We start from the raw sequence: 25,646 nt of genomic DNA on the forward strand, positions 1-25,646 counted from the left end.
CCAGAGCGCCGTCGGCCAGAGCGTCGTCGGCACATCAATGCCGCACGAGGCCGCCGATCTCCACGTGACCGGCGCCGCCCTCTATACCGACGACCTCGTCGGACGGACCAAGGACTGCCTGCACGCCTACCCGGTGCAGTCACCCCACGCCCACGCCCGAGTGCTCGACATCGACACCAGTCCTGCGCTGGCCGTCCCCGGTGTCGTGCGCGTGCTCACCGTGGCTGACGTCCCCGGGGTCAACGATGCCGGGGTCAAGCACGACGAGCCACTCTTCCCCGACGAGGTGCAGTTCGTCGGGCACGCCGTCTGCTGGGTCCTCGGCGAGACGTTGGAGGCCGCGCGTCGTGGGGCGGCTGCCGTGGTCGTCGACTACGAGACCCTGCCCTCGATCATCTCCGTGCGCGAGGCCATCGCCGCCGACAGCTTCCAGGGCGCCCAGCCCACGGTGGAGCGCGGCAACGCCGAGGCCGCCATGGAGCAGGCCGCCCACGTCTTCAGCGGCGAGTTCGAGTTCGCCGGGCAGGAGCACTTCTATCTCGAGACCCACTGCTCGCTCGCGCTCGTCGACGAGAACGGCCAGGTCTTCGTCCAGTGCTCCACGCAGCACCCGAGCGAGACCCAGGAGATCGTGGCGCACGTCCTCGGTCGCTCCTCGAGCGAGATCACGGTGCAGTGCCTGCGCATGGGCGGAGGCTTCGGCGGCAAGGAGATGCAGCCCCACGGGTTCGCAGCCATCGCCTCGCTCGGCTCCATCCTCACCGGCCGACCGGTCCGGCTGCGGCTGACCCGCAACCTCGACATGACGATGAGCGGCAAGCGCCACGGTTTCCACTCGCAGTGGCGCATCGGCTTCGACGACACCGGCCACATCCAGGCCCTCGAGGCCACGCTCACCTCCGACGGCGGGTGGAGCCTTGATCTCTCCGAACCAGTCCTCGCCAGGGCGCTGTGCCACATCGACAACGCCTACTGGATCCCAGACATCAAGGTGAGCGGCCGCGTCGCCAAGAGCAACAAGACGTCGCAGACGGCCTTCCGGGGCTTCGGCGGGCCACAGGGGATGCTCGTCATCGAGGACATCCTCGGAAGGTGCGCACCACTGCTCGGCATCGATGCCGCCGAGCTGCGCCGCCGCAACTTCTACAAGAACGGGCAGAGCACTCCCTACGGTCAGCCGATCACCCAGGCGGATCGGCTGCTCCGGGCCTGGGACCAGGTGGTGGAGTCGGGCGAGGTCACCCGGCGATGGGCCGAGATCGACGAGTTCAACCAGTCCCACCCGCACACCAAGCGCGGGCTGGCCCTCACTCCGGTGAAGTTCGGCATCTCGTTCAACCTCACCGCCTTCAACCAGGCCGGGGCCCTCGTGCACGTCTACAAGGACGGCTCGGTGCTCATCAACCACGGTGGCACCGAGATGGGCCAAGGGCTGCACACCAAGATGCTCCAGGTCGCAGCAACCACCCTGGGGGTGCCGCTGTCCACGGTGCGGCTCGCACCGACCCGCACCGACAAGGTGCCCAACACCTCAGCCACCGCGGCCTCGTCCGGGGCCGACCTCAACGGCGGCGCCGTCAAGAACGCCTGCGAGCAGATCCGCGAGCGCCTGACGGTCACCGCCTCCGCCAAGATCGGCGTCCCGCCGGCCGACATCCGCATCCACGACGGTCTCGTGACCGGGCTCGGATCGGACGTCCAGGTGCCGTGGGCGGAGCTGGTGCACGCGGCATACTTCGCCCGGGTCCAGCTCTCTGCGGCAGGGTTCTATCGCACCGAGGGCCTGCACTGGGACTCGCGAGTCATGCAGGGTTCGCCCTTCAAGTACTTCGCACACGGCGTGGCAGCCACCGAGGTCGAGGTCGACGGCTGGACCGGCGCCTACCGGACCCGCCGCGTCGACATCGTCCACGACGTCGGCGACAGCCTCTCGCCGCTCGTCGACATCGGACAGGTGGAGGGTGGCTACGTCCAGGGCGCTGGCTGGCTCACCCTCGAGGACCTGCGATGGGACGAGAGCGAAGGTCCGGGCCGCGGTCGCCTCCTCACCCAGGCGGCGAGCACCTACAAGCTGCCGAGCTTCTCGGAGATGCCCGAGACGTTCAACGTCGCGCTCCTCGAGCAGGCGCACGAGGAGGGCGCCATCTATGGGTCCAAGGCCGTGGGTGAGCCTCCGCTGATGCTCGCCTTCTCGGTCCGCGAGGCCCTGCGCCAGGCGGCCGCCGCATTCGGACCCGCAGGGACGAGCGTCGACCTCGGTTGCCCGTCCACACCCGAACAGGTCTATTGGGCGGTTGAGGAGGCACGGGCGGCGCACGGCCAGGCGCACGGTCACGTCGACGAAGGCCTCCCCGGCCACCAGCTCGACGAGCCCGATCCTGCCGCCCCCACCCGGCTGCCCGAGTCAGAGGTCGCCGTGCGTTCACTGGCAGGTGGCTGAGATGTCCTGGGTCGACGCGGTCCGCACCCTGAGGACTGTCAGAGCGCCCGGCGTCCTCATCACGCTGACCTCCGTCCGTGGGCACGCGCCGCGCGAGGCCGGCACCAAGATGGTCGTCTCGACCACTCGCACCTGGGGCACGATCGGCGGTGGAAACCTCGAGGAGGAGGCCATCCAGCGAGCGCGAACCATGGTGCAGGACAGTGCTTCTGAGCCGATCAGCTTCACCGCGAACCTGTCGGACAAGGCGAAGTACCAACACGGTGTCCAGTGCTGTGGCGGTGTCGTCGAGGTCCTCCTCGAGCCGTTGGTCGTGCGCCCGTCGGTCGCAATCTTCGGCATGGGTCACGTCGGCCAGGAGCTGGCCCGGGTCCTCGCCCGACACGACCTCGAGCTCCACCTCGTCGACTCACGCGAGGGCTTCCTCACCGACGAGGTCCTCGCCCCACTCGCGGACGCCGAGGCCGCCGTGCACGTCCACCACGTGCCCGTCCTCCCCGAGCTCGTCCTGTCGGAGCTGCCTCCGGGCAGCCACGTGCTCGTCATGACCCACGACCACGCCGAGGACGCTGCCCTCATCGACGCCGCCCTGCGCACCGAAGACCTTGCCTCGATCGGCCTCATCGGCTCGAGCGCCAAATGGCAGCGCTTCCGTCGCAAGCTCCTCGCCGAGGGGCACGACGAGGCCGCGCTGTCCCGGATCACCACGCCCATCGGACTCACGACGCTCAGCGGCAAGGACCCAGCGACCATCGCCGTCAGTGTCGCCGTCGCCCTGCTCCAGTCCTTCGCCCCGACCCGACACGCCGCCGACCTTGACAGCGCAGACCCCGACGCCGCGGACCTTGACGCTGCAGACCTCGACAGCGCAGACCTCGCCGAGTCGGCCCACCACACCCAGGAGACCTCTCGATGACCCTGTTCCGTGGCACCTTCTTCGATGTGCCGGACAACCCCTTCACGGGCGGGATGCTGCGCTCCGAGCAGGACGGTGCCATCCGCGTCGTCGACGGCACCATCACCGACCGCGGTCCCTGGACCGAGGTCCGGGCGCGGCACTCCGAGGACGACGTCGAGGACCTCACCGGCGGACTCGTCCTGCCCGGCTTCGTCGACACGCACGTGCACTACCCGCAGATCCGCACGATCGGCGCGCTCGGCATGCCCTTGCTCGACTGGCTCGAGAAGTCCGCCCTGCCAGAGGAAGCGCGACTGGCCGACACGGCATACGCACAGGAGATCGCCACCGAGTTCACCGCCGGGCTCGTGCGCTCCGGGACCACGACGGCTCTCGTCTTCGGCTCCCACTTCCCGGGCGCCGTCGACGCCCTGTTCACCGAGGCCGACCGGGTCGGGCTGCGGGTCACGAGCGGACTCGTCGTGAGCGACCGCATCCTGCGCGAGGACCTGCACACCGACCCCGAGGAGGCCTACACCGCCGGCAAGGCACTCGCGGACAAGTGGCACGGCACCCGACGCAACCGGTATGCCGTCATCCCGCGCTTTTCCCTCTCGTGCAGTGACGAGCTGCTCGACTCCTGCCGGGCGCTGCTCAAGGACGTGCCCAACGCGTGGTTCACCTCGCACATCAACGAGAACATCGCCGAGGTCACGACAGTCAAGGAGCTCTTCAACGCGGAGGACTACCTGCAGACGTATGCCGCGCACGGCCTCGTGGGCCGCCGCAGCATCTTTGCCCACAACGTCCACCCGACCGACGGTGAGCTGCGCGACCTCGCCACCGCGGACGCCACCGTTGCGCACTGCCCGACGAGCAACTCGGCTCTGGGCAGTGGCCTGTTCCCGCTCAAGGAGCACCTCGAGCACGGCGTTCGGGTCGCGCTCGGCTCCGACGTCGGCGCAGGGACGGGCTTCTCGATCCTCAAGGAGGGGCTGCAGGCCTACTTCATGCAGCAGCTGCTCGGAGATCGCGGCCACCCGCTCGCCGCCCCCGACCTGCTGCACCTCGCGACGATGGCCGGCGCCGACGCGCTCGGTCTCGCCGACACGGTGGGTGACTTCTCGGTGGGCAAGCAGTTCGACGCCGTGTGGGTCAACCCGGCCCAGGGGTCGACGATGGACGTCGCGCTGCGGCACGCGTTCTCGCCCGATGATGCTCTCGCCAAGGCCTTCGCCCTGGGCACGTCACCGGCCGTGACCGCGAGCTGGGTTGCGGGACAACAGCTTCAGCGCTGACGTTCGGCTGCCGCCTCACTCACCGGAGCGGATGATCTCGGCGTATGCCGGAAGCGTGAGGAAGTCCTCGTAGTCGTCGTCGAGCGCTGTGCGCACGAAGAGCTCACGCGCCATCGCGAGGTGATCGGCGTAGGCGCCCGACTCGACCAGCGCGGCATACTCCTCCTCGACGATCCGCTCGACGAGCTCACGGGTGATCGTCTCGCCGGAGTCGAGGCTGGCGCCGTTGTGCGTCCACTGCCAGATCTGCGAGCGCGAGATCTCGGCGGTCGCGGCGTCCTCCATGAGGTTGTGGATGGCGGCGGCACCGTTGCCCGAGAGCCACGCTGCGAGATAGGTGATGCCGACCTCGACGTTGCCACGCAGGCCCTCCTCGGTGCGTTCGCCCGGGGTCAGCTCGATGGCGAGCAGGTCGGAGGCCACGACGGACACGTCGTCGCGCTGGCGGCCGATCTGGTTGTCGCCGTCGAGGACCCCGTCGAAGATCTCGGCGCACACCGGGACGAGGTCGGGGTGGGCGACCCAGGACCCGTCGAACCCGGCCTGCGCCTCCCGGGTCTTGTCGGCCCGTACCTTCTCGAAGGCGACGCGGTTGACCTCCTCGTCGCGACGCGAGGGGATGAACGCAGCCATGCCACCCATCGCGAAGGCGCCGCGGCGGTGGCAGGTCTGCACGAGAAGGTCGGAGTAGGCCTTCATCATCGGGGCGTTCATCGTCACCGCGTTGCGGTCCGGGAGCGTGGTGTCACCGGGGGCATCGCGGAAGTTCTTGATGATGCTGAACAGGTAGTCCCAGCGCCCGGCGTTGAGGCCGCTGATGTGGTCGCGCAGCTCGTGGAGGATCTCATCCATCTCGAAGGCAGCCGTGATGGTCTCGATGAGGACGGTCGCGCGGATGGTCCCCTGCGGGATGCCGAGCTGGTCCTGAGTCCACACGAAGACGTCGTTCCAGAGCCGGGCCTCGAGGTGGGACTCCATCTTGGGCAGATAGAAGTAGGGACCACTGCCCTGCTCGACGAGCTCGCGCGCGTTGTGTACGGCATACAGACCGAAGTCGACGAGCGCACCCACGAGCGGCTCACCGTCGAGGGTGAGGTGCGCCTCGTCGAGGTGCCACCCGCGCGGCCGCGGCAGGATGACAGGGATGTTGTCGGGGTCCTTGAGGGCGTAGTGCTTGCCCTCGGGCGTCGTCAGCTCGATGGTGCGGCGGTTGGCGTCGCGCAGGGTGAGCTGGCCACCGATGACGTTGCGCCAGTGGGGGGTGTTGGCGTCCTCGAGGTCGGCGAGCCACACCTTGGCCCCGGAGTTGAGGGCGTTGATCGCCATCTTGCGGTCGGTGGGACCGGTGATCTCGACCCGGCGGTCGCGCAGGTCCGCCGGCGCAGCCGCGACCTGCCAGTCGCCCTCGCGCACCGCTGCTGTCTCGGGCAGGAAGTCGAGGGTGCCCGTGCGGGAGATCTGCTCGCGGCGCTGCACGCGGGCGCTCAGCAGCTCGTTGCGCCGTGCCCCGAACTCGCGGTGCAGACCCGTCAAGAGGTCCAGAGCCTCCGGCGTGAGGATCTCGGCCTGCCCGTCGACGTGGGGGGCGGTGACAACGATGGAGGGCACGGCGGGATCTCCTAGGACTCGTGAACGGAAGAACTGTTCCAATATACGGAATACACTGGGGCCGCACAGTCCGTTCACCCGTTGAGGAGTCTGACGTTGACCGCACCGCAGGCCGAGACCGCCGTCGAGGACCCAGCCGTCGTCGAGCCGAAGGACCAGTCGCCCAAGGGCGGGGTCCAGTCGATCGATCGCGCGTTCGCGATCCTCGAGACGCTGGCCGAGTCCGGGGGCGTCATGGGACTGTCCCAGCTCGCCGAGAAGTCCGGGCTCCCGTTGGCGACGATCCACCGCCTCGTCCGCACCCTCGTCGACCTCGGCTACCTCCGTCAGGAGGAGTCGCGTCAGTACTCTCTCGGGCCGCGACTCATGCGACTCGCCGACGCCGCCTCGAAACGCGTCGCGGCCTGGGCCCACCCCCACATGTTGGCGGCGGTCGAGGACCTCGGCGAGTCGGTCAACCTCGCGATGATGGACGGGGACGAGGTCGTCTACATCGCACAGGTCCAGCCGTCCAAGAACTTCATGCGCATGTTCACCGAAGTGGGCCGGCGCACCCTCCCGCACAGCACCGCCGTCGGCAAGGCCATGCTCCTCGAGACCGATCCCGGCACGGTGCGCTCCCTGCTGAACCGCACCGGTATGCCGCGGCGGACCGAGCACACCCTGACGACGGCCGATGAGTTCCTCTCCGCCCTCGACGTGGCCCGAGAGCGCGGCTATGCCCTCGACGAGGGCGAGCAGGAGGTCGGGGTGCGGTGTGTCGCGGTCGCCGTTCCTGACGCGCCTCGCCCGATGGCCCTGTCGATGTCAGGCCCCACGACCCGGGTCACCGACGCGGCCGTGGACCAAGCCGTCGCCCGGCTCCAGGAGGCGGCCCGCCTCATCGGTGCAGACCTCTCCTACGCAGGACGCTGACTCTCAGGACCTCATCAACGCCTTGTGCGCCTGAGCGCGAGTCATAGGTCGCGCGCTGGGGGCACACAAGACGAGGCATTTCAGGTGAGGCGACCGGTGACCTTCTCCGCCGCACTCACCACCGCGCCGCCGAGGACGGCTTTGTAGGCCGCTTCGAGGTCGGGAGCAAGGAACCGGTCCGGGCCCGGGGCGACATTCCCGAACTCGGCGAGGCCAGCGATGACGGCGCCAGTGGCTGGTGCCGGCTGCAACGGCGCCCGCAGCTGGATGCCGCGCGAGGCGGCGACGAGCTCGATGGCCAGCACCCGGGTCAGGGCATCGACCGACCGGCGCAGCTTGCGCGCCGCCGACCAGCCCATGGAGACGTGGTCCTCCTGCATGGCGCTGCTCGGGATCGAGTCCACCGAGGCGGGCACGGCCAGCCGCTTCATCTCCGAGACCATCGCGGCCTGGGTGTACTGAGCGATCATCAGGCCCGAGTCGACACCGGGGTCATCGGCAAGGAACGGCGGCAGCCCGTTGTTGCGGGACTTGTCGAGGAAGCGGTCGGTCCGTCGCTCGGAGATCGACGCGAGGTCGGCGGCGACGATGGCGAGGAAGTCGAGGACATAGGCGACGGGTGCGCCGTGGAAGTTGCCGTTGGACTCGACGCGGCCGTCGAGCGTCACCACGGGGTTGTCGATGGCCGACGCGAGCTCCCACTCGGCGACGCGAGCGGCATGGTCGATCGTGTCGCGCACTCCCCCGGCAACCTGCGGGGCACAGCGCAGCGAATAGGCGTCCTGGACGCGCGTGCACGCCTCGGGGTCGCGGTGCGACTCGCGAATCGGGCTGTCGGACAGCACTTTGCGCATGTTCTCGGCGGACCTGGCCTGGCCGGGCTGCGGGCGCAGGGCGTGCAGGTCAGCCGCAAAGACGTCGTCGGTCCCGAGCAGTCCCTCGACACTCATGGCCGCCGAGATGTCGGCCGTGGTCACGAGCAACCGCAGGTCGGCGATGGCGAGGCAGAGCATGCCGAGCATGCCGTCGGTGCCGTTGATGAGGGCCAGACCCTCCTTCTCGGCGAGCTCGACGGGCTCGATCCCGGCTGCGGACAACGCTTCTGCCGCCTCCATGACCTCGCCGTCCTTGTCGCGCACGAGACCTTCACCCATGAGCGCGAGGGCGCAGTGCGACAGCGGAGCCAGGTCGCCCGAGCAGCCGAGCGAGCCGTACTCGTGCACCACCGGCGTGATCCCCGCATTGAGGATGGCGATGTAGGTCTCGAGCGTCTTCGCCCGGATCCCGGTGCGACCGGTGGCCAGCGTGGCGATGCGCAGGAGCATGAGTGCCCGCACGACCTCGCGCTCGACCTCGGGCCCGGCACCGGCCGCATGCGACCGGACCAAGGAGCGTTGCAATTGCGCGCGCAGCTCGACCGGGATGTGTCGCGTCGCGAGCGCACCGAACCCCGTCGAGACCCCGTAGTGCGCCACCGTGTCATTCGCGAGCCCCTCGATCGTGCCGCGGGTAGCGCGGACGGCATCGAGGGCAGCCGAGGTGAGCTCGACCGGCGCACCATGACGCGCCACCTGCACGACGTCATCGATGCTGAGGTGCTCGCCGCCGAGGGCGACCGGGTGCTGCTGCGTCTGGGTGTCCGTCATGCCTCAAGCAAACCCTCGGTATGCCGGGAGCAACAGCCGCACACCCGGCATACCGTCTCGCATCGCAGACACTTCACTGCCCTCCTCGAACCGCCCACACGGCGACGGTGGCGGGTCTAACGTGCAGGTCAACGAAGACTCGGAGGACCGGATGTTCAAGAAGGTCAAGGCGGCCAAGGCCTACCTCGAGCACGGAGATGATCTCGCGGGCGGCCTCGTCCCTGACGATGCGGTCGTGATCGATGCGCCGTCCGACGCGGCCCGCCCCGCGATCGACGCCGCGCTCGACGGGAAGTTCGAGCCGGCGGCCGAGCTGCTCCGAGCGACACGCGAGGCACGGGCCTGGGCGGACCGCGACCTCGACGTCGCCAACCTCGGCCGATTGGCGCACAAGGTGCCGCAGTGGCTCGATGCCTGGCGCGAGAGCGACCCCGACAACCCCGACCTCGCCGTCGTCGATGCCCGCAGACTCGTCGAGCAGGCGTGGGAGCAGCGGTCGCACAACGACGCCAGCCAGGTGAGCGAGGAGCAGTTCGCGGCCTTCCACGAGACGCTCGAGCACGCCACCCAGCGGATCCAGCAGGCCGTGGACGGTTCACCCGGGGATCCGGTGCCGTGGGCACTCGCCCTCCGCCACGCGCGCGGGACGGAGGCTGACCGGGACACGTTCAATGGTTATCTCCACGCCCTCGAGTCGACCGACCCGCACCACTACGGCGCCCGGTGGGAAGCCATGCAGTACCTCTGCGCAAAGTGGTTCGGTTCGCACGAGCAGATGTTCGCGTTCGCCCAGGCGAGCGTCGATGCCGCCCCCCGAGAGTCACGGGTCCAGATGCTGCTCCTCGACGCCGTGCTCGAACACCTCGCATCCGACGGGTCGGCACTCGCAGCCAACCGCGACCGCGTCGAGGAAGCTGTCACACGAGCCAGCGGCTATCTCGATGCCAACCCGGACGATGGCCACCACCTCACCGCCCGGACCCGCAACCTTCTCGCGCGGGTGCTCTTCCACCTCGAGCGGCACCGCGAGGCGTACGAGCAGCTGCAGGCCATCGGCCCGTATGCAACGTCCTACCCATGGGGTTATTGGGGCGATGCCCGCGAGGAGTTCCTCACCCACCGCTCCCACATCGTCACCCTGGCGGCCGGCGCGTCATGACATCGATGATCCTGCTCGTCCGGGCGCCGTCAGCCGAACTCCAGCGACCCGTCATCTGGGCGAGGACCGGCGTGCGGTTGGTCGACAGTGAGCGGGCCGGCTGGACCATCGCCGATGTCGGCGAGCCGAACCAGGCGGCACTCGAACGGGTCGCCGAGGAGGTCAGCGCGTTCGGCCCTGCCCTGCTCCTCGTGGTCGGCGATCTCCGGACCGGGGTGCAGCTGTGGCTGGGAGGCCAGCGGCGAGCCCGGGTCGGCTGGAGCTCGGGCGAGGTCAACGCCCTGCCTGCGGCGGAGGCAAAGGCCATCGCGTCGCTGTTCGCGTCCGCCATGGAGGTTGACAGTGGCCCGGTGGCGCGGATCCTGCGGGAGGCGACGACCCCCGATCGCGCACGCCGCGCCTTCATGGCCGCCCTGCTCGCTCCGGTTCCCAGTCACTTCGGACGACACGGGAGCGGCCCTCTCGACTCCGAGCGCACGACCGTCGTCCCCCGCCACGGCATCATCGACGCCATGGTCGACGAGACCTGGGGCCACTGAGACTGCCGGCTCAGCCCCCGCCGGCTGCCAGACCAACCGGCCCGCCGGTCCAAGAGTCAGGCGGGGTTGCAGCCCGTCGCAGCCGTGGCGAATCGTTCGATGGCCAGCCGCGCAGCCGTGGGGCTCGACGCCCCGTTCTCGACGATCGAGAAGATCCGCTCCCGACCATCCACGCCGTAGGCCGTGCCCGACAGCGACACGACATCGCTGAGCCACCCGGTCTTGGCACGCACCTTGCCGCGGGCGCAGGAGGTGTCAGCGGTGGCAAAACGAGTCTTCAACGTCCCTGAGACGCCGGCGGTCGGCATCCCGGTCGGTGCGTAGAAGACCTGGTTGATGGCGGCGTCACGTCGCGCGCCCAGGAGCAGGCTCGTCATCGTGGCGCCCGACAGCCGATTCGAGCGCGAGAGCCCCGAGCCGTCCTGAACCGCGAAACCCGAGGTGTTGACTCCCCGCGCCTTGAGGACGGCCAGTGCGTGACCATTGGCTGCCGCCCACGTCGCGCCCTTGCCGGCCGCGAGCGATGACTGACGATGGATGTTCTCGGCATAGTCGTTGTTCGACGTGTTGATCAGCTGCGCCACGAGCGTCCCGACGTAGAGCGACGTGGCACTGTCCAGCGTGGTGGCACCGGGAGCGACCTTCGCCCGGGCGGTGGACGAGACCGAGATCCCGAGCCGCTTGAGCTCGTTGCTGAAGATCACTCCGGCATCGAGTCCAGTGTCCATCACGTCTCGTCCCCCCACGACCAGCGCCCGCACAGGAGTAACGTCCCCAGGGATGTAGCTCGTCTTCCAGCCGATCGCCGACGTCGGTGCCGGGAAGAGCGAGTCGTCCACCCGGACCGCGACGGACTTGACGCCGGCCCGCGCGAGGGCTGAGCGGGTCGTGGCTGCCATCTCCCTCGCCCGGGTGACCGTGAGGCCCGGATCACCACCACCCACGAGCCACACCGTGCTCTTGGTCGAGTTTGTCTTGACGTGCGTCAGCAGCGTCTTGTTCCTCGCCATCGTGGCGATCGCGACGAAGGCGGTCGTGAGCTTCTCGTTGGACGCCGGCATCAGGGCGAGCGAGGCGTTGCGGCTGTAGATCACCGCTCCGGTCGAGGCGTCGATGACCACGGCACTGACCCGGCTGCCCAACGCAGGGTCCTTGCCTGCGGCCGTGAGGCGTTGGGGGATGGAGCGGGTGTCCACTGCAGCAGCGGCCAGTTGTCCGGAACGCGGCGCGGCGAGCGTGTCCGCAGGGGCATCCGGCGGCGGCAAGGACTCGGGCCGCGGAGACGGGGCGGACTGCCCAGTCGCACTTGCGGGGTGGACGGCCACCCCTCCGGCGAGAGCGAGGGCGGCGACGGTGGCCACAACACTCGCGAGGATCGATCTGCCTGCTCGGCTGGGGGTCATGACTAGGAGCGTGGCACGAGAATGACTAGTCCGCTCGGCGAGCGGAGCCGACCCGACGGCCCCTCGCGACCAGGGGCACGCCGAATCTCAGGCCCGAGAGGCGACGACGCCGTCCTCGTCGACCCAGACCTGTTGTCCGGGAATGAAGTCCACTCCCCCGAACGAGACCGCGACGTCTCACTCGCCGACTCCGTCCTTGGAGCTCTTGCGTGGGTTGGAGCCGAGGGCCACCGCACCCAGTGGCAGGTCGCGCAGCGCCACGACGTCGCGCACCGCCCCGTGGATGACGACGCCGGCCCAACCCTGCGCGACGGCCGATGCCGCAATGAGGTCGCCCATGAGCGCAGACTCGAGCGACCCGCCGCCATCGACGACGAGAACCCGCCCGTGGCCCGGCTCCGCGAGCGCTGCTTTGACGAGGGCGTTGTCGCGGTGACAGCGGATCGTGCTGATCACCCCGGTGTATGCCGTGTGCCCGCCATAGTGACGCAGCTGCACCGAACAGGATTGGAGCGTGTCGCCGCGCTCGTCCCACAGATCGGCGGTGGAGATATCGGGGATGTCGGGGTCGCTCATGCCACATCCTCCTTGATGGCGAGGACCGAGCAGCGGGCCTCGAGGAGGATCCGATGCGCGACCGAGCCCATGATGAGTTTGCCGACGAGGGTGCGGTGGCGCAGCCCGATGACGATGACCGAGGCCGATCGCTCGCCGGCCACCTTGACGATGGCGTCGGCCGGGTCGCTGCCCTCCTCGATGCGCACCACCTCGATGTCGACGCCGAGCTCGGCGACGTCACGTTCGACCCGGGCGAGGTCCTCGGACTTGGCCCGGTGTGCGTCGACGAGGACGTCGTCACGAGACATGTTGATGACGAGCAGGGGCTCGGCGCGGGGACGGTGGCCCTGCCCAAGGGGATGAGCGCCGAGACCGCTCGGTTGGTCGAGGGGGCGCTCACGGGGGCAGAGCGCGCGCTGTCAGCCACTCAGGTGGCCGACGTCGTCGGCACCTCGCGGGTCAGCGCCCGGCGCTATCTCGAGCACTACGTCGCCGTGGGTCAGGCCGATGTGCACCTGCGCTACGGCACCGGCCGCCCCGAGCGTCTCTACCGCTGGCTCGGCTGACTCCTCCCCCCTGTGCGAGCTCGCCTCCGCCAGCAGCAGCTGACCCCCGTCCCGAACTCACCAATTCCTCCTCTCCGGGACGCGACACGCCGTGTGTGTCGCGTCCCGGCGGAGGGGAATTGGCGAGTTCGGGACGCGACGCTGCGTGCGCTTGTGGTGAGTCACGCGGCGGCGTATGCCGGCGTGCCGGCGAGCGCTGCGTAGCGGCCTCCCAGCGCGAGGAGTTCGCGGTGCGTGCCTCGCTCGACGATGTGACCGTGGTCAAGGACCGCGATCTCGTCGGCGTCCTCGATGGTGGAGAGCCGGTGCGCGATGGTGATCGTCGTGCGGCCGCGGACGAGTTCGTCGAGCGCCTTCTGAACAGCACGCTCGGTGTCGTTGTCGAGGGCACTTGTGGCCTCGTCGAGGACGAGCACCTTCGGGTTGCGCAGGATGGTGCGAGCGATCGCGATGCGCTGCTGCTCACCGCCGGAGAACCGGTGTCCGCGAGCGCCGACAACGGTGTCGAGTCCCTCAGGGAGGGTGCCGACGAGGTCAGCGACCTGGGCTGCGCCAAGGGCCCGCCACAGCTCGGCCTCGGTCGCGTCGGGCGCTGCCAGGAGCAGGTTCTCGCGGATCGAGGCGTGCACGAGGTAGGTCTCCTGCGACACGACCCCCACGATGCGGGCGAGCACCTCGGGATCGAGGTCACGCAGGTCGACACCGTCGACAGTCACGCGACCGGACGTGGGGTCATGGAGCCGGGCGACGAGCGAGGCGATCGTCGACTTGCCGGAGCCGGTGTGGCCGACCAGCGCCAGGGAGCCACCGGCCGGGACCACAGCGTTGATGTCGGCGACAGCGAGAGGCGAGTGCGCGGCATACGCAAAGGAAACGTTCTCGAAGCGGATCTCTCCGCGCACGCTCTCCGGGTCGAGCGAAACCGGCGCAACCGGCGCGGCGACGTCGGGGATGAGGTCGAGGTACTCGAAAACCCTTGAGAACAGGGCCATCGAGGACACCCACTGGGCGCCGACGTTGAGCAGACCCATGAGGGGGCGGAAGATGCCGGCCTGGAGCGTGGTGAAGGCGATGAGCGTCCCGATGGTCATGCCGCCGGAGGTCGCGGGGAGCCCGGCCACCAGATAGATGAGCGCGGGGATCGCCGAGAAGATGATCTGCATCGTGGCCATGCGCCAGCGACCGGCGAGCTGCGAGCGCAGTTCGAGGTCGACCAGCTCCTCGGAGGTGTCCGCGAAACGGTCGGCGTGACGGCGACCTGCGCCGAGGGTCTTGGACAGGCGCACGCCCGAGACGGACAGGCTCTCCTCGATCTGGACGTTGAGATCGGCGCGACGGGCCTGCTGACGGGCGGTGACCTCGCGGCGGATGAGCGCCACGCGGCGGGTCATCCACACCGCCGGCGGGATGACGATGAGCGAGAGGAGCGAGAGCCGCCACGAGAGGGCGACCATCGCGACCGAGGTGGCGATCGCGGTCGTGAGGTTCGAGGCGATGGAGGTCGCGGTCGTGGTGACGACGCCCTGCATGCCGTTGATGTCGTTGGTGAGGCGCGACTGGACTTCACCGGCGCGGGTGCGCGTGAAGAAGCCCAGCGACTGCTGCTGCAGGTGGGCGAAGAGGTCGGTGCGCAGGCGGTGCATGACGCGCTGGCCCACGCCGGTGGACATCCAGGTCTGCACGACGCCGAGGATCTGGGTGGACGCGGCGACGGCGACCATGGCGGCCACGGAGAGCACGAGCAGGCGCACGTCCTGCTGCGGGATGGCGGTGTCGACGACCTCGCGCACGAGGAACGGCTGGGCCATCGAGATGATCGAGGTGACGATGATGATCGCGGTGACGATGCCGATGGGGCGACCGAATCCGCGGAAGAGGTTGGTGACCCGCTTGAGCGGGACGGGGGCGAACTCGAGCTGGACGCGGTCACGCGGGTCGATCTTCATCGGCCCACCACCGCCGCCGCCACGTCCGCCCGTCCCCATCCCCTTGCCGCCGGGGAGGCGGGTGCTGCTGTCCTTGGGAGCTTCCTGGGTTGTGACTGTCATGGAGGCTCTCCCTTCTGTTGAGCTGAAGTACATTAGTGAGGTTAACTCACAATGAGTCAAACAGGCTAATGACGACTACTATTCCCGTATGCCGTCCGCCCCCGCCTCGTCCACCTCCGAACCCGCTCTGGGCGAGCTCGTCATGCAGGTGGCCCGGGGACTGCGCCGCCGGTTCGCGGAGACGCTGGAGCCTTGGGGCGTCACGCCACACGAGTCGCGGGCGCTGCGGGTCATTGGGTCGCACGAGCCGACGCGCCTCGGTGTGGTCGCGCAGCACCTGCGCATCGCACCCCGCTCGGTGACCGATGTCGTCGACTCCCTCGAGGCGCGCGGCTTCGTGGCACGAGAGCCGGATCCGACCGACCGTCGCGCCACCCAGGTGGCGTTGACGGCCGACGGGCGCAAGGTGCTCGACGAACTGGACGCTGCGCGACGGGCCGACCACGAGAGCTACTTCGCCGACCTCAGTGAACGCGACCGGGCCACCCTGGCCCGTATCCTCAACGGACTCATCGACGACCACTGACCCCAGCCGCCCGGCGCCCGCTCGTAGATTCCTATTTGGCCTCTGGGATCATTCGCAGCTCTGCCGCCACGAGTCGTCGCAACATCTCCGGTGGCATTCCGCCGTGCGCACGGATCGCGAGAGCCACGACGGCCCCACTGACGGCGTGTGCAAGTGCGAGCGTGTCGGTGTCGGCAGGAATCTGCCCGTCTCGGACGCCAAAGTCGAGTTTGGCCTGAAAGCGGCGCACCCCTTCATCGCCGATGGCTGCAAGCGCGCGCCCGACATCACTGTCGTGGTTCTCCAGGCTGACCGCGGAGAGGGTGACCAGACACCCGAGGCGTGTCCCCGGCGCGGAGATCACGTTGACGGTGCCGTCGAAGAAGTGTCGGAATGCATCTTTCACGGACGGCTCCGGTTCGAAGGCGTCCCACATGGGCTCCCAGAAGGTGCGCTGGTAGTGGTCGACGACGTCGAGGAAGAGCTGCGCCTTGCTGCCAAACGCTGCATACAGGCTCGGCGGATTGATTCCGATCCCCGCGCAGAGCTGACTCACGGAGGTCGCCTCATAGCCGCGCTCCCAGAACATGTCCATCGCGGATTCGAGTGCCAGTTGTTTGTCGAAGCCCCGGCTGCGCCCGCGCATCGTGCTGCTCGGTGTCCCGATGGACATGGTCGCCTCCTGGAGTTGACGGATTACTGTAGTGATCACTACAGTAACATTTGTAGCGCTCGCTACAGAAGCCCGTTCCGACGCAAGGAGTCCACATGTCCGACACGACATATGTCCAGGAGTACAACGCCGTGGTGGAGGCGCTCACCAAGTACCTCCAGGGCTGCGCCAAAGGCGACAGCTCGATCATGCAGCCGGCCTTCCACCCTGACGCGGCGATGTTCAGCGTTGCTGAGTCCGCGGTAGTGCGTGCACCGATCCAGGCGCTGTTCGAGGGAATCGACAACGAATTCGAGCCTTCGACCCCGAATTCGGCAATCGTGACCGTGGATATCGTCGGCACCGTCGCCAGTGCGCGAGTCGACTCCGACGACCTCGCCGGCTTCCGCTTCAGTGACTTCTTCCACCTGCTCAAGACGAACGACGAGTGGCAGATCGTGGCAAAGACGTTCCACACCCACTCCGGCCCCGCGAGCTGACGCGCACTGACATCGGGCGGACCCTTCGCGCAGCCCTGGTGGCTTGCCGAACGGGACCCGAACGCGGCCCAGGTCGCTGGCATCTTTAAGGAGCTTTCTTGTCTGCAACACTTCTCGAGCCATACACGATCCGTGGAGTGGCCTTCCGCAACCGCATCGCCATGTCACCGATGTGCATGCACTCGGCGACAGCCGAGGGGGTCGCTACCGACTTCCACGTCATGCACTACGGATCCCGTGCCCTCGGGGGTGCGGGCCTGGTCATGACGGAGACCGCAGCGGTCGCCCCGAACGGCCCGATCGGCCCCGGCGATCTTGGGATCTGGGACGACGCGCACATCCCGAACCTCCGACGCATCATCGACGCCGTGCATTCGGTCGGCGGCCGGATCGGTGTGCAGATCGGCCACGCCGGTCGCCAGCTCGGCCTACCCGAGCTGACTGCCGTTGCCCCATCCGCGATCGCCTGGGGACCGGGCTCCCGCGTGCCTGAGGAGCTGACCCAGGAAGGCATCACGGAGATCGTGGAAGCGTTCGGTTCCGCCACTGTGCGAGCGATCAAGGCAGGGTTCGACGTCATCGAGGTGCACGCGGCCCACGGCTTCCTCCTGAACGAGTTCCTCTCCCCGATCTCTAACAAGCGCAACGACGAGTACGGCGGAGATCATGCGCGGCGGTACCGCATTGTCCGCGAAGTCCTCGACGCCGTTCGGGCAATCTGGGACGGGCCCCTGTTCGTCCGAATCTCCTCGACCGACTACGTCGAGGGTGGCAACACTCCGGAGGACTTCGTGGTCTTCGGCCGATGGATGAAGGAGCAGGGCGTAGACCTCATCGACGCCTCATCCGGCGGCACCGCACCCGTCAAGGTCCCCTCATTCCCGGGGTACCAGGTTCCCGCCGCGGAGCTCATCCGTCGCGAGGTCGGTGTTCTCACCGGTGCAGTGGGAGGAATCGAGACTGGCCAGCAGGCGGAGGACATCCTGCGAAATGGACGTGCTGACTTGGTGTTCATTGGTCGCGAAATGCTCAAGGACCCGTTCTGGGCTCGCACCGCTGCCGATGATCTTCGGCAGCCGATCCAACCGCCGGCGCAGTACACCCGGTACGGATCTGCGTGGCAGCGCACCCAGCCGCCGCTGCCCGCAGCCCCGCTCTCCGACACCGTCGCGGCGTAGGGCTCGCCGCGCGTCTGGCCCACGCAGGGGGAACGCGAGGATGACCCGCGGCGGGTATGCCGCCCGCTCAGTCCGGACCAACCCGTTCTCGGCTGCGCCGATACAGTGCGCGTATGCCGTGTGCTCGATGTCTCGTTGCGCCTCCCCGCGAGTGGTGCGCATGACCAAGGCGGGGACTCGGGCCAGCAACAGCGCTCCCGCAGCGGGGCACGCACTCGACGTGCTGGAGCTGCTCGCTCGCCGGGGTGAGCCGCTGCCTGCCGCGACCGTGGCACGCGAGCTCGGGCTCCCCCGCTCCAGCACCTATCACCTGCTCGCCGTGCTGCGGGAGCGCGGATACGTCTCGCACCTCGAAGGTGAGCGGCGCTACGGACTGGGCGTCGCGGCATACGAGCTGGGTTCGGCCTATCAGCGGCAGGCGCCGCTGCAACGCATCGCCCGAAGCACGCTCGACAAACTTGTCGACGCCACCGGTCACAACGCACACCTCGCCGTGCTGCACGGACGCGATGTCCTCTATGTCATCGAGCAGCGCGCGCCCAAGGGTCCGGTGCTCGTGTCCGACGTCGGCGTCCGGTTGCCCGCGACCCTCACCGCGACCGGGCTCGCCCTGCTCGCCTCGCTGTCGGCCGGGCAGATCCGTGCACTCTTCCCGCATGCCGACACGTTGGTGCAGCGCGACGGCCATGGACCGGTGACGATGAGCCAGTTGCGCTCACTTCTCCAAGCCGTCAGGCAACGCGGGTATGCCGTGGAGGACGGTCACATCACCAGTGGGCTGAAGTCCGTGGCCGTGGCCGTGCTCGACCACAGCGACCATCCGGTGGCGTCGGTCGCGGTGACGTTCCGCTCCGAGCTGGTCGACGACGCGACCTTCGGGCAGATCGTGAACGCGGTCGGTCACGCGGCCGACGACCTGTCTGTCCGACTGCATGGCCAGACCCGCCCGCCTCGCCGCCCCGCACCGTAAGTGGGGCACCCACCCCGCCACTTACGGTGCGGTGGCTCCGGCTGTGAGGGCGGGCTCGTGGTCCTCGTCGCGCAGAGGGTGGGCGATCTCGTCGGCCGGCAGTTTGGCCCAGAGGATCGCGATGACCGCGATGATCCCGGGCGCGACGCCGGCGATGAGGAAGGTCGGACGGATGCCGATGGCCTCCGAGACCGGTCCAGCCATCGCCATCGAGACGGGCATGAGCGAGATCGACACGAAGAAGTCGAGGCTCGACACCCGGCCCATGAGGTGCGGCGGCACTCGGCGCTGCAGGAGCGTGCCCCAGATGACCATCGGGGCCGAGAAGGTCGTGCCCAGGACGAAAGCCGCAGCAATGACGATCCAGATGTGACCGGCATACCCGATCACCGCGAGCGGGAGCGAGCCCACGCCCCACAGGAGGTTCATCCAGGTGAGGTAGCGCCGCGGCATCCGCAACGACGCCATGACGAGGGAGCCGACTGCGCCACCGATGCCGAACGCGGCCAGGACCCAGGCGTGCTCGCGTGGGCCGCCGCCGAGACGGTCCTTGATGAGGAAGGGGACAAGGACTTCGAACGGCCCCATCATCACGAGGATCATGAGGCTGGCGAACAGGAGCGTCGCGAGCAGCCACGGGGTGCGCACCATGTAGGAGAAGCCCTCGCGCATGTCGGCGTAGGCGGAGGCGATGGGGTGCTGCGCATGGCTCTCGTCGAGCTGTCGGCGCAGGGGCGTCTCGGGGACGGCCATGAGGGCGAGCAGGCCGAGGAGGACAGAGATCGCGGCGATGGTGATGGCCGCTCCGGGGCTGGCGGCGGCGATGGCGGCGCCTGCCACCGCCGGTCCGATGGCCTGGCCGATCGTGGGTCGCACCATGCCCTCGAAGCCGTTGACCGCCATGAGATCACGCTGCTCGACGAGCGCGGGCAGCCATGCGGTGTAGGCGGGGAAGTAGAACGCCATCGCCATGCCGTTGACGAACGCGACCGTCGCGAGCATCCACAGCTGGGTGATGTCGAGGAGCGACAAGGTGGCGACCAACGCCATGCAGAGGAGCTCGACGCCGGCAACGACAAGCAGGATGCGCTTCTGCGGGATGCGGTCGGCGACGACGCCAGCGAGCAGCGCGGGGATGATCACGCCGAGTGCCGCAGCCGTGGCGACGACACTCAGTTGCGACGCACCGCCCCCGATGCGGACGACCTCCCACACCTGCGCGATCGCCCACACACCGTTGGCGAACGTCGAGAAGACCAGGGCAATGGCAAGGCGTCGGTATGCCGCGCCGCGGAAGGGTGTGAGGGCGCGCGGCAACTTCCGCTCGGTCGGCTCAGCCGACGCGGGCGCGGTGGTGTCGTCAGTGTTGGTGTCCGGGCTGGGCATGTCCTGAATCCTCATATCTCAAGTCAGCTTGAGGTCAAGCCCACCGTGGACTCACCCGCTGACTCGAGGTGTGAGCCAAGCCTCCACCCGAGCACTGACATCGCGCCACCGGGTTACGGGGTTGGGGTCTCCAAGTCGAAGTAGTACGAAACGCCGCGCTCACCTCGGGGCGCTCGGCGTTTCGTACTACCTCGACTCAGCTGTTGCTCAACTGAGGAGGGACTCGCTCAGGACGCGACCCTCGTTCGCGGCCGGCGGCTCCACTCCCAGGAGGTGGCTGATCGTCGCGGCGAGGTCGATGTGGCGGGGTGCGCGTGGCTTGACGCCCGGACGCACCCGGTGGCCCGAGAGCACGAGCGGGACGTCGAGTTCGGCGCGCCCCCCGTGGCGACCGTCCGACCCCTCTCCCGGCACCGTCACGAACAAGGCATAGGGCTCACGGGTCTCGACCAGGAGCTGGCCGTACTGCGGCGCCATCCGCATCGCCTTCTGCTCGGCTTTGGTGAAGACCCCGCTCACTCCCTCGATCCCGGCGAAGACGTCAGCAACCTGCGCCACCGCCGCCGACGACCCGGCCAACGACCCCAGCAGGTGCACCGACGCGATCGACCCACCACCGACGAACACGACCTGCGTGTCCGGGTTCTTCGGTCGCCCACCACTCGACACATACTCCGCCTTGAAGCCAGCAGTCGCCAATCGCTCGATCGCCAACGCGCCCAGCGGAATTCGCCACTCGCTCATCCCGTGATCAGCGGTCACGAGCCACGTCGTCCGACCGAACAGGTCCGCGTCCTTGACCGCAGCGATGAGCCGCCCGATCGCCGCGTCAGTCTCCCGCAACGTCTCCAGCATCCGAGGGTCGCGCGGCCCCCACAAGTGCCCGTCTCCATCGACGTCACTCGAATACACCGCGAGGAAGTCGGGCGGCGCCGGCAGCGTCACCGTCGTCGACCCACTGCGCACCGGCTGCCCCGAAATCATCGCGATGGCGTCATCCACCCGAGCATCGATCCGCCCGCCGGGCTGGGTGTAGAGACCACCCAGATCCCCATAGGCCACACCCTTGTTCTCCATGATGAACCACTGCGCGGAGCCGATGGTCACACCCTGCCGCCGCAGCGACTGCCCCAGTCCCTCGACCGCGCTGTCGCGACTCTGGCCTCTCGCGACACCAGCCGCAGCATCGAACCAGTAGGCCGCGTTTTGCGTCCGGTCGGGATAGGTCCCGCACGAGATCGACGTCCACGACGGGTTCGTGATGGTCGTCATGACCCCTTGGCTCTTGGTCACTGACCCGCGCCGCACGAGCGACATCAGGTTCGGCAGGTCCACCCGCCCGTCGAGGTACTCGAGGTCGAAACCGTCCAACGCCAACAGGATGACGTGTCCTCGGGGACGGGACGACACGGCATACGCCGAGGTTGCGGAGGCCAGGGGCGCGGCCGCGAGCGTTCCGGCGACGACGGCGCCGCCGAGCAGGGAGCGGCGGGAGACGGGAGGCAGAGAAGGCATGGGCTCGACGGTAGGTCGGCGACGGCGACGCCCCGGCAGCCCTGACGTGAACGTCCCGCGAACTACGGGTCAGGTCAGGAGAATCCGCTCGACCTCTTCGAGGGCCTGCCTCGCGTAGCCGTTCCACATCGCACCGAACATAGGCATCACCAACCGACCGGCCGTCGTCGGCGTGAGCACCCATGACCACGTGATCCGTGTGCCGGTGCCAGCCGGTTCAAAGGTCCAGCGACCCTCGGCCCCGGCGACCAGCGGCTTCATTGCTCCGGCGACATCGGTGATCGTGTAGTCGAACGATCGCGGGCGCTCGACCGCGGTCAGGGTCTCGAGCATGGTGCCGCCGTCGGCCAACAGGATGGTGCGCGTCTGCCCGACCGCACCCCACGTCCCCGACTGGCCGCGCACACCCTTGATCGGCGGGATGGCGAGCCGACGCCGGCTGAACACCTCGGGCAGCGGGTGCGGAAGCAGGCGATCGAACGCCTCCTCCACCGCGACGGGGACAGCACGGGACTGCGACAACTTCACGGTGGCCATGCCTTCAGACTTCCACGACCAAAGCACAGGCGGGCGTATGCCGGGTGGCGAGCACCCGGCATACGCCCGCGCTGTGTCTGTGGTCGGAAGGCGTCAGACGCCGATGCGCTCCCACGGGCCCCAGATCGCGAAGCTCATGCCGCGCGAGGACTGGATGTTGACGAAGAGCGTCGAGCCGTCCGGGCTGAACGTCGACCCGGCGAACTCGTCGCCGAAGCGGGGAGCCCCCTCGGGATTGCCGCCGACCCGAAGCCGGTTGAGCGCGATGTCCCAGAGCTGACCACCACGGTTGAGCCCGCGCAGGTAGTTGTCTCCCGAGCTGTCCTCGCAGACCACGAGGGTGCCACGCCGGCTGCTGGTGATGTTGTCAGGGAAGTCGAAGGTCTCCTTGCCCGGCGACTGGTAGACGAGACGCAGCCTCTCGGAGCGCGTGTCATAGGCCCACACCTGCCCAAAACCGTTGCCATAACCGTTGATCAGTTCGTTGCCGGTCTCGGGATCGCCACCGCCCTGGGTGGAGGTGAAGTAGACGACGCCGTTGTCATAGACCTGTCCCTCGAGGCGGGAGAAGCCTGCGGCTCCGAGTTCCCGGCCCTGGGCACCGACGTACTGCAGCGCCGTGTCGTTGGGCGTCGATGCAGGCTGTCCGGGGGTGTAGGCGAAGGTCGGGTCGGGATCGGCAATGTCGACCCACTCGACCTTGTAGTTGGCTCCCTTGACCTGGTGTCCCTCGAGGTGCGCGTTCGGCTCGCCCTTGATGGCGAGCATCTGGAGGGTGCCGTCGTTGTCGAGGTGACCGGACTCCATGGGGTTGGTTGCAGGCGTGTAGCGGTAGAAGCCCGAGGGGAAGGCGAAGTTGTCCTCGGTGAGATAGAGGCGGCCCTCACGCGGGTCGAACGAGACGGCCTCGTGGGGGAAGCGGCCCGCGTTGGTGATCGGCTCACCGTTCGAGAGCCCGTCGACCGGGACCTCGAAGATGTAGCCGTGCGGCTTGGTCAGCGGGACGTTCGAGACGCCGGTGAAGTCCGGGGTGACGTCGGGGCCGTTGACGGTCTCCTCGCAGGTGATCCAGGCCCCCCACGGCATCTGGCCGCCGGAGCAGTTCATCATCGTGCCGTTGAGCGCGGTGTAGGCGTGGGCGACCTGACCCATCTCGCTGACGTCGATGTGCGTGCAGCCACCCTGCGCCATGGTGTCGTAGGTGTGGTCGCCGACCGGGCCGAACGCGGGGCCGGGGGCGTTGACCTCGTGGTTGCGGATGAGGGTCACATCGCTGCCGGGACCGTCGAACGCGCCCATGCCGTCGTGGCGTCCGGGGAGGTTGGTGCCGTCATTGAGGACAACGGGTTGCTCGGTGTCGTGGAACGAGCGGTACTTGAAGCCCTCGGGCAGGTGGAGTCGCACCTTGCCGTCGCGCTCGTCGGGGATGGGCCGGAGTCCGCGGAAGGCGGGTCCGCCGAGTTTGCCGAGGGGGGCGGATCCGGCCGGTCCGGCCACGAGTCCTTGGAACGGTCCGGCGAGCGCGGTGGCGCCCGCGGCAACCGCCGCACCCTTGAGAACGGTGCGGCGCTTTGCCATGTGATCGTCAACTGCCATGTCGTCACTCCTTTGTGAACAGGGATCAGGTCAACGTATGCCGTGTGCTCGGCCGCCACAATGGTCACGTGACGTCTTCCGTGAATGTGATCGTGCTGGCCGGGGGCACATCGCGCCGCTTTGGCTCCGACAAACTCGCGGCTTTGTTGCCCGATGGCCGGTCCGTGTTGGACCACTGCTTGTGGGGTATGCCGGCCGGCTGGTCGGTGATTGTCGTCGGACCTTCGCGAGTGGTTCCGTCGTCCGTGACGGCCCGGGTTCGGTTCGTTCAGGAGACGCCTGCTGGGGGCGGGCCGTTGGCAGGGATCGCGGAGGGGTTGGCTCTCGTGGGTGGCGAGGTGGTGTGTGTGGCGCCGGGAGACGCGCCGCGGGCTGGCTCGGCGTTGCCGTTGTTGGTGGCTGCACTCGAAGGCGACTCTTCGGTTGAGGCTGCCGTGCTGAGCGACGGTGAGGGACAACCGAATCCGTTGCTCGCGGCATACAGGGTCAACGCCCTGAGGGACGCGATGCCGAGCTCACCCGCGAACCTGCCCGCCCGCAAGCTGCTGTCTCTCAGCCATGTGTTGGTGCAGCCCGGGTTCGATGTCGTCGACATCGACACTCCTGCGGATCTGGAAGGTGCCGACCGACCCGAGTGATGAGTTTTGGCTCTTGCCCCCGTCTTACCTACGTCAGGACATACGACGAGACGGAAGGATGACGTGATGAGTGCGGACGCACGACTGGAGGGACTGGACGTGAGCGAACTCGGTGCCAACGGGTTGAGTGAGGTCGACGAGGCCGGATTCACGGGGCTGGTGGAGAAGCACCGGCGGGAGCTGCACGTGCACTGCTACCGGATGTTGGGGTCGTTCGAGGACGCCGAGGACGCAGTGCAGGAGACGTTCATGCGCGCCTGGAAGCGGCGGGAGACCTTCGAGGGGCGGTCGACGTTCCGGGCATGGCTCTACAAGATCGCCACGAACGCCTGCCTCGACCTGCTCGCCAAGCGTCGGCCGGAGCCCGCGACCGGCGGTGAGGTGCTGTGGCTGCAGCCCTACCCGGATGCGATGCTCGATGAGGTTGCGGCGAATGATGCGGACGAGCCGGAGACGGTCGCTGTGGCGCGGGAGACGATCGAACTGGCGTATCTCGTTGCCGTGCAGCACTTGGCGCCTCGACCGCGGGCCGTGCTGATCCTGCGAGATGTGCTCGGCTGGCCGGCGAAGGAGGTCGCGGAGCTCCTCGGGGACTCGGTCAACTCCGTGAACAGTGCCCTGCAGCGGGCCCGCGCCGGCATGCGGGAGCACCTGCCCGAGGAGCGGCAGGACTGGACGGGTGGGATCGCTGCCGAGGAGGACGCCGACCTGCGTGAGCTGGTGCGCCGCTACACCGAGGCAAGCGTGGCCACGGACATCGACGTGCTGGCCGCCATGGTTCGGGAGGACATCCGCACGTCGATGCCTCCCACCCCGGGTCTGCAGATCGGGCGCCGTGAGGTCGTGAACTACTGGATCGAGAGCGGCTTCGCGGACTCGACGGGCTTGCGCACTGTTCCCACCTCCGTGAACCGGCAGCCTGCAGTGGCGTTCTACCAGTGGGAGGCGTCGGAGGGCGCCTACTTGCCGCTGACGATCGACGTCCTGCGCTTCACCGGCGGGGCGATCACCGAGATCACCACATTCCACAACGACCAGTTCCCGCGGCTCGGGCTGCCGGAGAGCTTGCCGGCTGACGGCACGGAGTAGTC

The 25,646-nt window shown here is 68.5% G+C and carries 23 protein-coding genes and 1 pseudogene; 13 read left to right on the forward strand and 11 right to left on the reverse strand.

The genetic code is table 11. The features are described from left to right. Nucleotides 1–37 precede the first annotated feature (37 nt). Genes xdhB through guaD form a run of 3 tightly spaced genes read left to right on the forward strand, consistent with a single transcriptional unit; the run spans nt 38 to nt 4,636 of the window. Nucleotides 38–2,440, forward strand: a complete 2,403-nt coding sequence (xdhB, locus tag V6K52_RS18255; protein ID WP_353953809.1) for a xanthine dehydrogenase molybdopterin binding subunit — start codon at nt 38–40, stop codon at nt 2,438–2,440. A gap of 1 nt (nt 2,441) precedes the next feature. Next, the gene (xdhC, locus tag V6K52_RS18260; RefSeq protein WP_353951536.1) at nt 2,442–3,356 is read left to right on the forward strand and encodes a xanthine dehydrogenase accessory protein XdhC; all 915 of its coding nucleotides are present in this window, start codon (nt 2,442–2,444) and stop codon (nt 3,354–3,356) included. Continuing rightward, nucleotides 3,353–4,636, forward strand: coding sequence for a guanine deaminase (gene guaD, locus V6K52_RS18265; protein WP_353951537.1), 1,284 nt, complete (start codon nt 3,353–3,355; stop codon nt 4,634–4,636). Before xdhC ends, guaD begins: the two co-directional genes overlap by 4 nt. Nucleotides 4,637–4,651: 15 nt before the next feature. Here guaD and aceB read toward each other — a convergent pair whose 3' ends face one another. Further along, complete coding sequence (gene aceB / locus V6K52_RS18270; protein WP_353953810.1) at nt 4,652–6,235, reverse strand: malate synthase A; 1,584 nt, start codon at nt 6,233–6,235, stop codon at nt 4,652–4,654. Nucleotides 6,236–6,427: 192 nt separating this feature from the next. On the opposite strand from aceB, the gene V6K52_RS18275 reads away from it, so the two are divergent. After that, nucleotides 6,428–7,159, forward strand: coding sequence for an IclR family transcriptional regulator (locus V6K52_RS18275; RefSeq protein ID WP_353953811.1), 732 nt, complete (start codon nt 6,428–6,430; stop codon nt 7,157–7,159). Nucleotides 7,160–7,239: 80 nt separating this feature from the next. Here V6K52_RS18275 and hutH read toward each other — a convergent pair whose 3' ends face one another. Next, on the reverse strand, nt 7,240–8,805 hold the full coding sequence (gene hutH, locus V6K52_RS18280; RefSeq protein WP_353951538.1) for a histidine ammonia-lyase: 1,566 nt from the start codon (nt 8,803–8,805) through the stop codon (nt 7,240–7,242). A gap of 121 nt (nt 8,806–8,926) precedes the next feature. On the opposite strand from hutH, the gene V6K52_RS18285 reads away from it, so the two are divergent. Together V6K52_RS18285 and V6K52_RS18290 are read left to right on the forward strand one after the other, a co-directional pair. Beyond that, nucleotides 8,927–9,964 carry a hypothetical protein gene (locus V6K52_RS18285; protein WP_353951539.1) on the forward strand — a complete coding sequence of 346 codons (1,038 nt, stop codon included), beginning with the start codon at nt 8,927–8,929 and terminating at the stop codon, nt 9,962–9,964. A gap of 5 nt (nt 9,965–9,969) precedes the next feature. After that, on the forward strand, nt 9,970–10,503 hold the full coding sequence (locus tag V6K52_RS18290; protein WP_353951540.1) for a hypothetical protein: 534 nt from the start codon (nt 9,970–9,972) through the stop codon (nt 10,501–10,503). A gap of 56 nt (nt 10,504–10,559) precedes the next feature. On the opposite strand, the gene V6K52_RS18295 is transcribed toward V6K52_RS18290, so the two are convergent. From V6K52_RS18295 to V6K52_RS18305, 3 genes and pseudogenes are all read right to left on the reverse strand, one after another. Further along, nucleotides 10,560–11,906, reverse strand: a complete 1,347-nt coding sequence (locus V6K52_RS18295) for a D-alanyl-D-alanine carboxypeptidase (RefSeq protein WP_353951541.1) — start codon at nt 11,904–11,906, stop codon at nt 10,560–10,562. 87 nt (nt 11,907–11,993) lie between these two features. Further along, a pseudogene (gene rraA, locus V6K52_RS18300) lies at nt 11,994–12,482 on the reverse strand (ribonuclease E activity regulator RraA). Beyond that, nucleotides 12,479–12,772: a universal stress protein gene (locus V6K52_RS18305; RefSeq protein ID WP_353951542.1), complete on the reverse strand. Its 294-nt coding sequence runs from the start codon at nt 12,770–12,772 to the stop codon at nt 12,479–12,481. Before V6K52_RS18305 ends, rraA begins: the two are co-directional and overlap by 4 nt. On the opposite strand from V6K52_RS18305, the gene V6K52_RS18310 reads away from it, so the two are divergent. After that, entirely contained in the window at nt 12,740–13,030 is a 291-nt protein-coding gene (locus V6K52_RS18310; protein ID WP_353951543.1) for a hypothetical protein, read from the forward strand. The genes V6K52_RS18305 and V6K52_RS18310 overlap by 33 nt on opposite strands. Before the next feature lie 161 nt (nt 13,031–13,191). Here V6K52_RS18310 and V6K52_RS18315 read toward each other — a convergent pair whose 3' ends face one another. Further along, complete coding sequence (locus V6K52_RS18315) at nt 13,192–15,015, reverse strand: ABC transporter ATP-binding protein (protein ID WP_353953812.1); 1,824 nt, start codon at nt 15,013–15,015, stop codon at nt 13,192–13,194. A gap of 151 nt (nt 15,016–15,166) precedes the next feature. Between V6K52_RS18315 and V6K52_RS18320 the strand changes: the two genes are divergently transcribed. Next, on the forward strand, nt 15,167–15,604 hold the full coding sequence (locus V6K52_RS18320; RefSeq protein ID WP_353951544.1) for a MarR family transcriptional regulator: 438 nt from the start codon (nt 15,167–15,169) through the stop codon (nt 15,602–15,604). A gap of 31 nt (nt 15,605–15,635) precedes the next feature. On the opposite strand, the gene V6K52_RS18325 is transcribed toward V6K52_RS18320, so the two are convergent. Then, nucleotides 15,636–16,256, reverse strand: coding sequence for a TetR/AcrR family transcriptional regulator (locus V6K52_RS18325; protein WP_353951545.1), 621 nt, complete (start codon nt 16,254–16,256; stop codon nt 15,636–15,638). A 95-nt stretch (nt 16,257–16,351) separates the two neighbouring features. Between V6K52_RS18325 and V6K52_RS18330 the strand changes: the two genes are divergently transcribed. The 3 genes from V6K52_RS18330 to V6K52_RS18340 all read left to right on the forward strand — a co-directional run bounded on the left by V6K52_RS18330 (nt 16,352) and on the right by V6K52_RS18340 (nt 18,883). After that, nucleotides 16,352–16,735: a nuclear transport factor 2 family protein gene (locus V6K52_RS18330; protein ID WP_353951546.1), complete on the forward strand. Its 384-nt coding sequence runs from the start codon at nt 16,352–16,354 to the stop codon at nt 16,733–16,735. Between the two features lie 98 nt (nt 16,736–16,833). After that, entirely contained in the window at nt 16,834–17,913 is a 1,080-nt protein-coding gene (gene namA / locus V6K52_RS18335) for an NADPH dehydrogenase NamA (RefSeq protein WP_353951547.1), read from the forward strand. Between the two features lie 160 nt (nt 17,914–18,073). Then, a complete protein-coding gene (locus V6K52_RS18340; protein WP_353951548.1) occupies nt 18,074–18,883 on the forward strand; it encodes an IclR family transcriptional regulator in 810 nt (269 codons plus the stop codon). Nucleotides 18,884–18,904: 21 nt separating this feature from the next. On the opposite strand, the gene V6K52_RS18345 is transcribed toward V6K52_RS18340, so the two are convergent. The 4 genes from V6K52_RS18345 to V6K52_RS18360 form a co-directional block, all read right to left on the reverse strand. After that, a complete protein-coding gene (locus V6K52_RS18345) occupies nt 18,905–20,269 on the reverse strand; it encodes an MFS transporter (protein WP_353951549.1) in 1,365 nt (454 codons plus the stop codon). Between the two features lie 207 nt (nt 20,270–20,476). Then, nucleotides 20,477–21,784, reverse strand: coding sequence for an alkaline phosphatase family protein (locus V6K52_RS18350; RefSeq protein WP_353951550.1), 1,308 nt, complete (start codon nt 21,782–21,784; stop codon nt 20,477–20,479). A 69-nt stretch (nt 21,785–21,853) separates the two neighbouring features. Then, nucleotides 21,854–22,321: an SRPBCC family protein gene (locus V6K52_RS18355; RefSeq protein WP_353951551.1), complete on the reverse strand. Its 468-nt coding sequence runs from the start codon at nt 22,319–22,321 to the stop codon at nt 21,854–21,856. A gap of 93 nt (nt 22,322–22,414) precedes the next feature. Then, on the reverse strand, nt 22,415–23,917 hold the full coding sequence (locus tag V6K52_RS18360) for an alkaline phosphatase PhoX (protein ID WP_353951552.1): 1,503 nt from the start codon (nt 23,915–23,917) through the stop codon (nt 22,415–22,417). 68 nt (nt 23,918–23,985) lie between these two features. Here V6K52_RS18360 and V6K52_RS18365 point away from each other — a divergent pair, with 68 nt between their 5' ends. Beyond that, nucleotides 23,986–24,555 carry an NTP transferase domain-containing protein gene (locus V6K52_RS18365; RefSeq protein WP_353951553.1) on the forward strand — a complete coding sequence of 190 codons (570 nt, stop codon included), beginning with the start codon at nt 23,986–23,988 and terminating at the stop codon, nt 24,553–24,555. 66 nt (nt 24,556–24,621) lie between these two features. After that, nucleotides 24,622–25,644, forward strand: coding sequence for an RNA polymerase subunit sigma-70 (locus V6K52_RS18370; protein ID WP_353951554.1), 1,023 nt, complete (start codon nt 24,622–24,624; stop codon nt 25,642–25,644). Nucleotides 25,645–25,646 lie beyond the last annotated feature (2 nt).

Origin of the sequence: Knoellia sp. S7-12 (genome assembly GCF_040518285.1) — a bacterium.
Taxonomy (GTDB): domain Bacteria; phylum Actinomycetota; class Actinomycetes; order Actinomycetales; family Dermatophilaceae; genus Knoellia.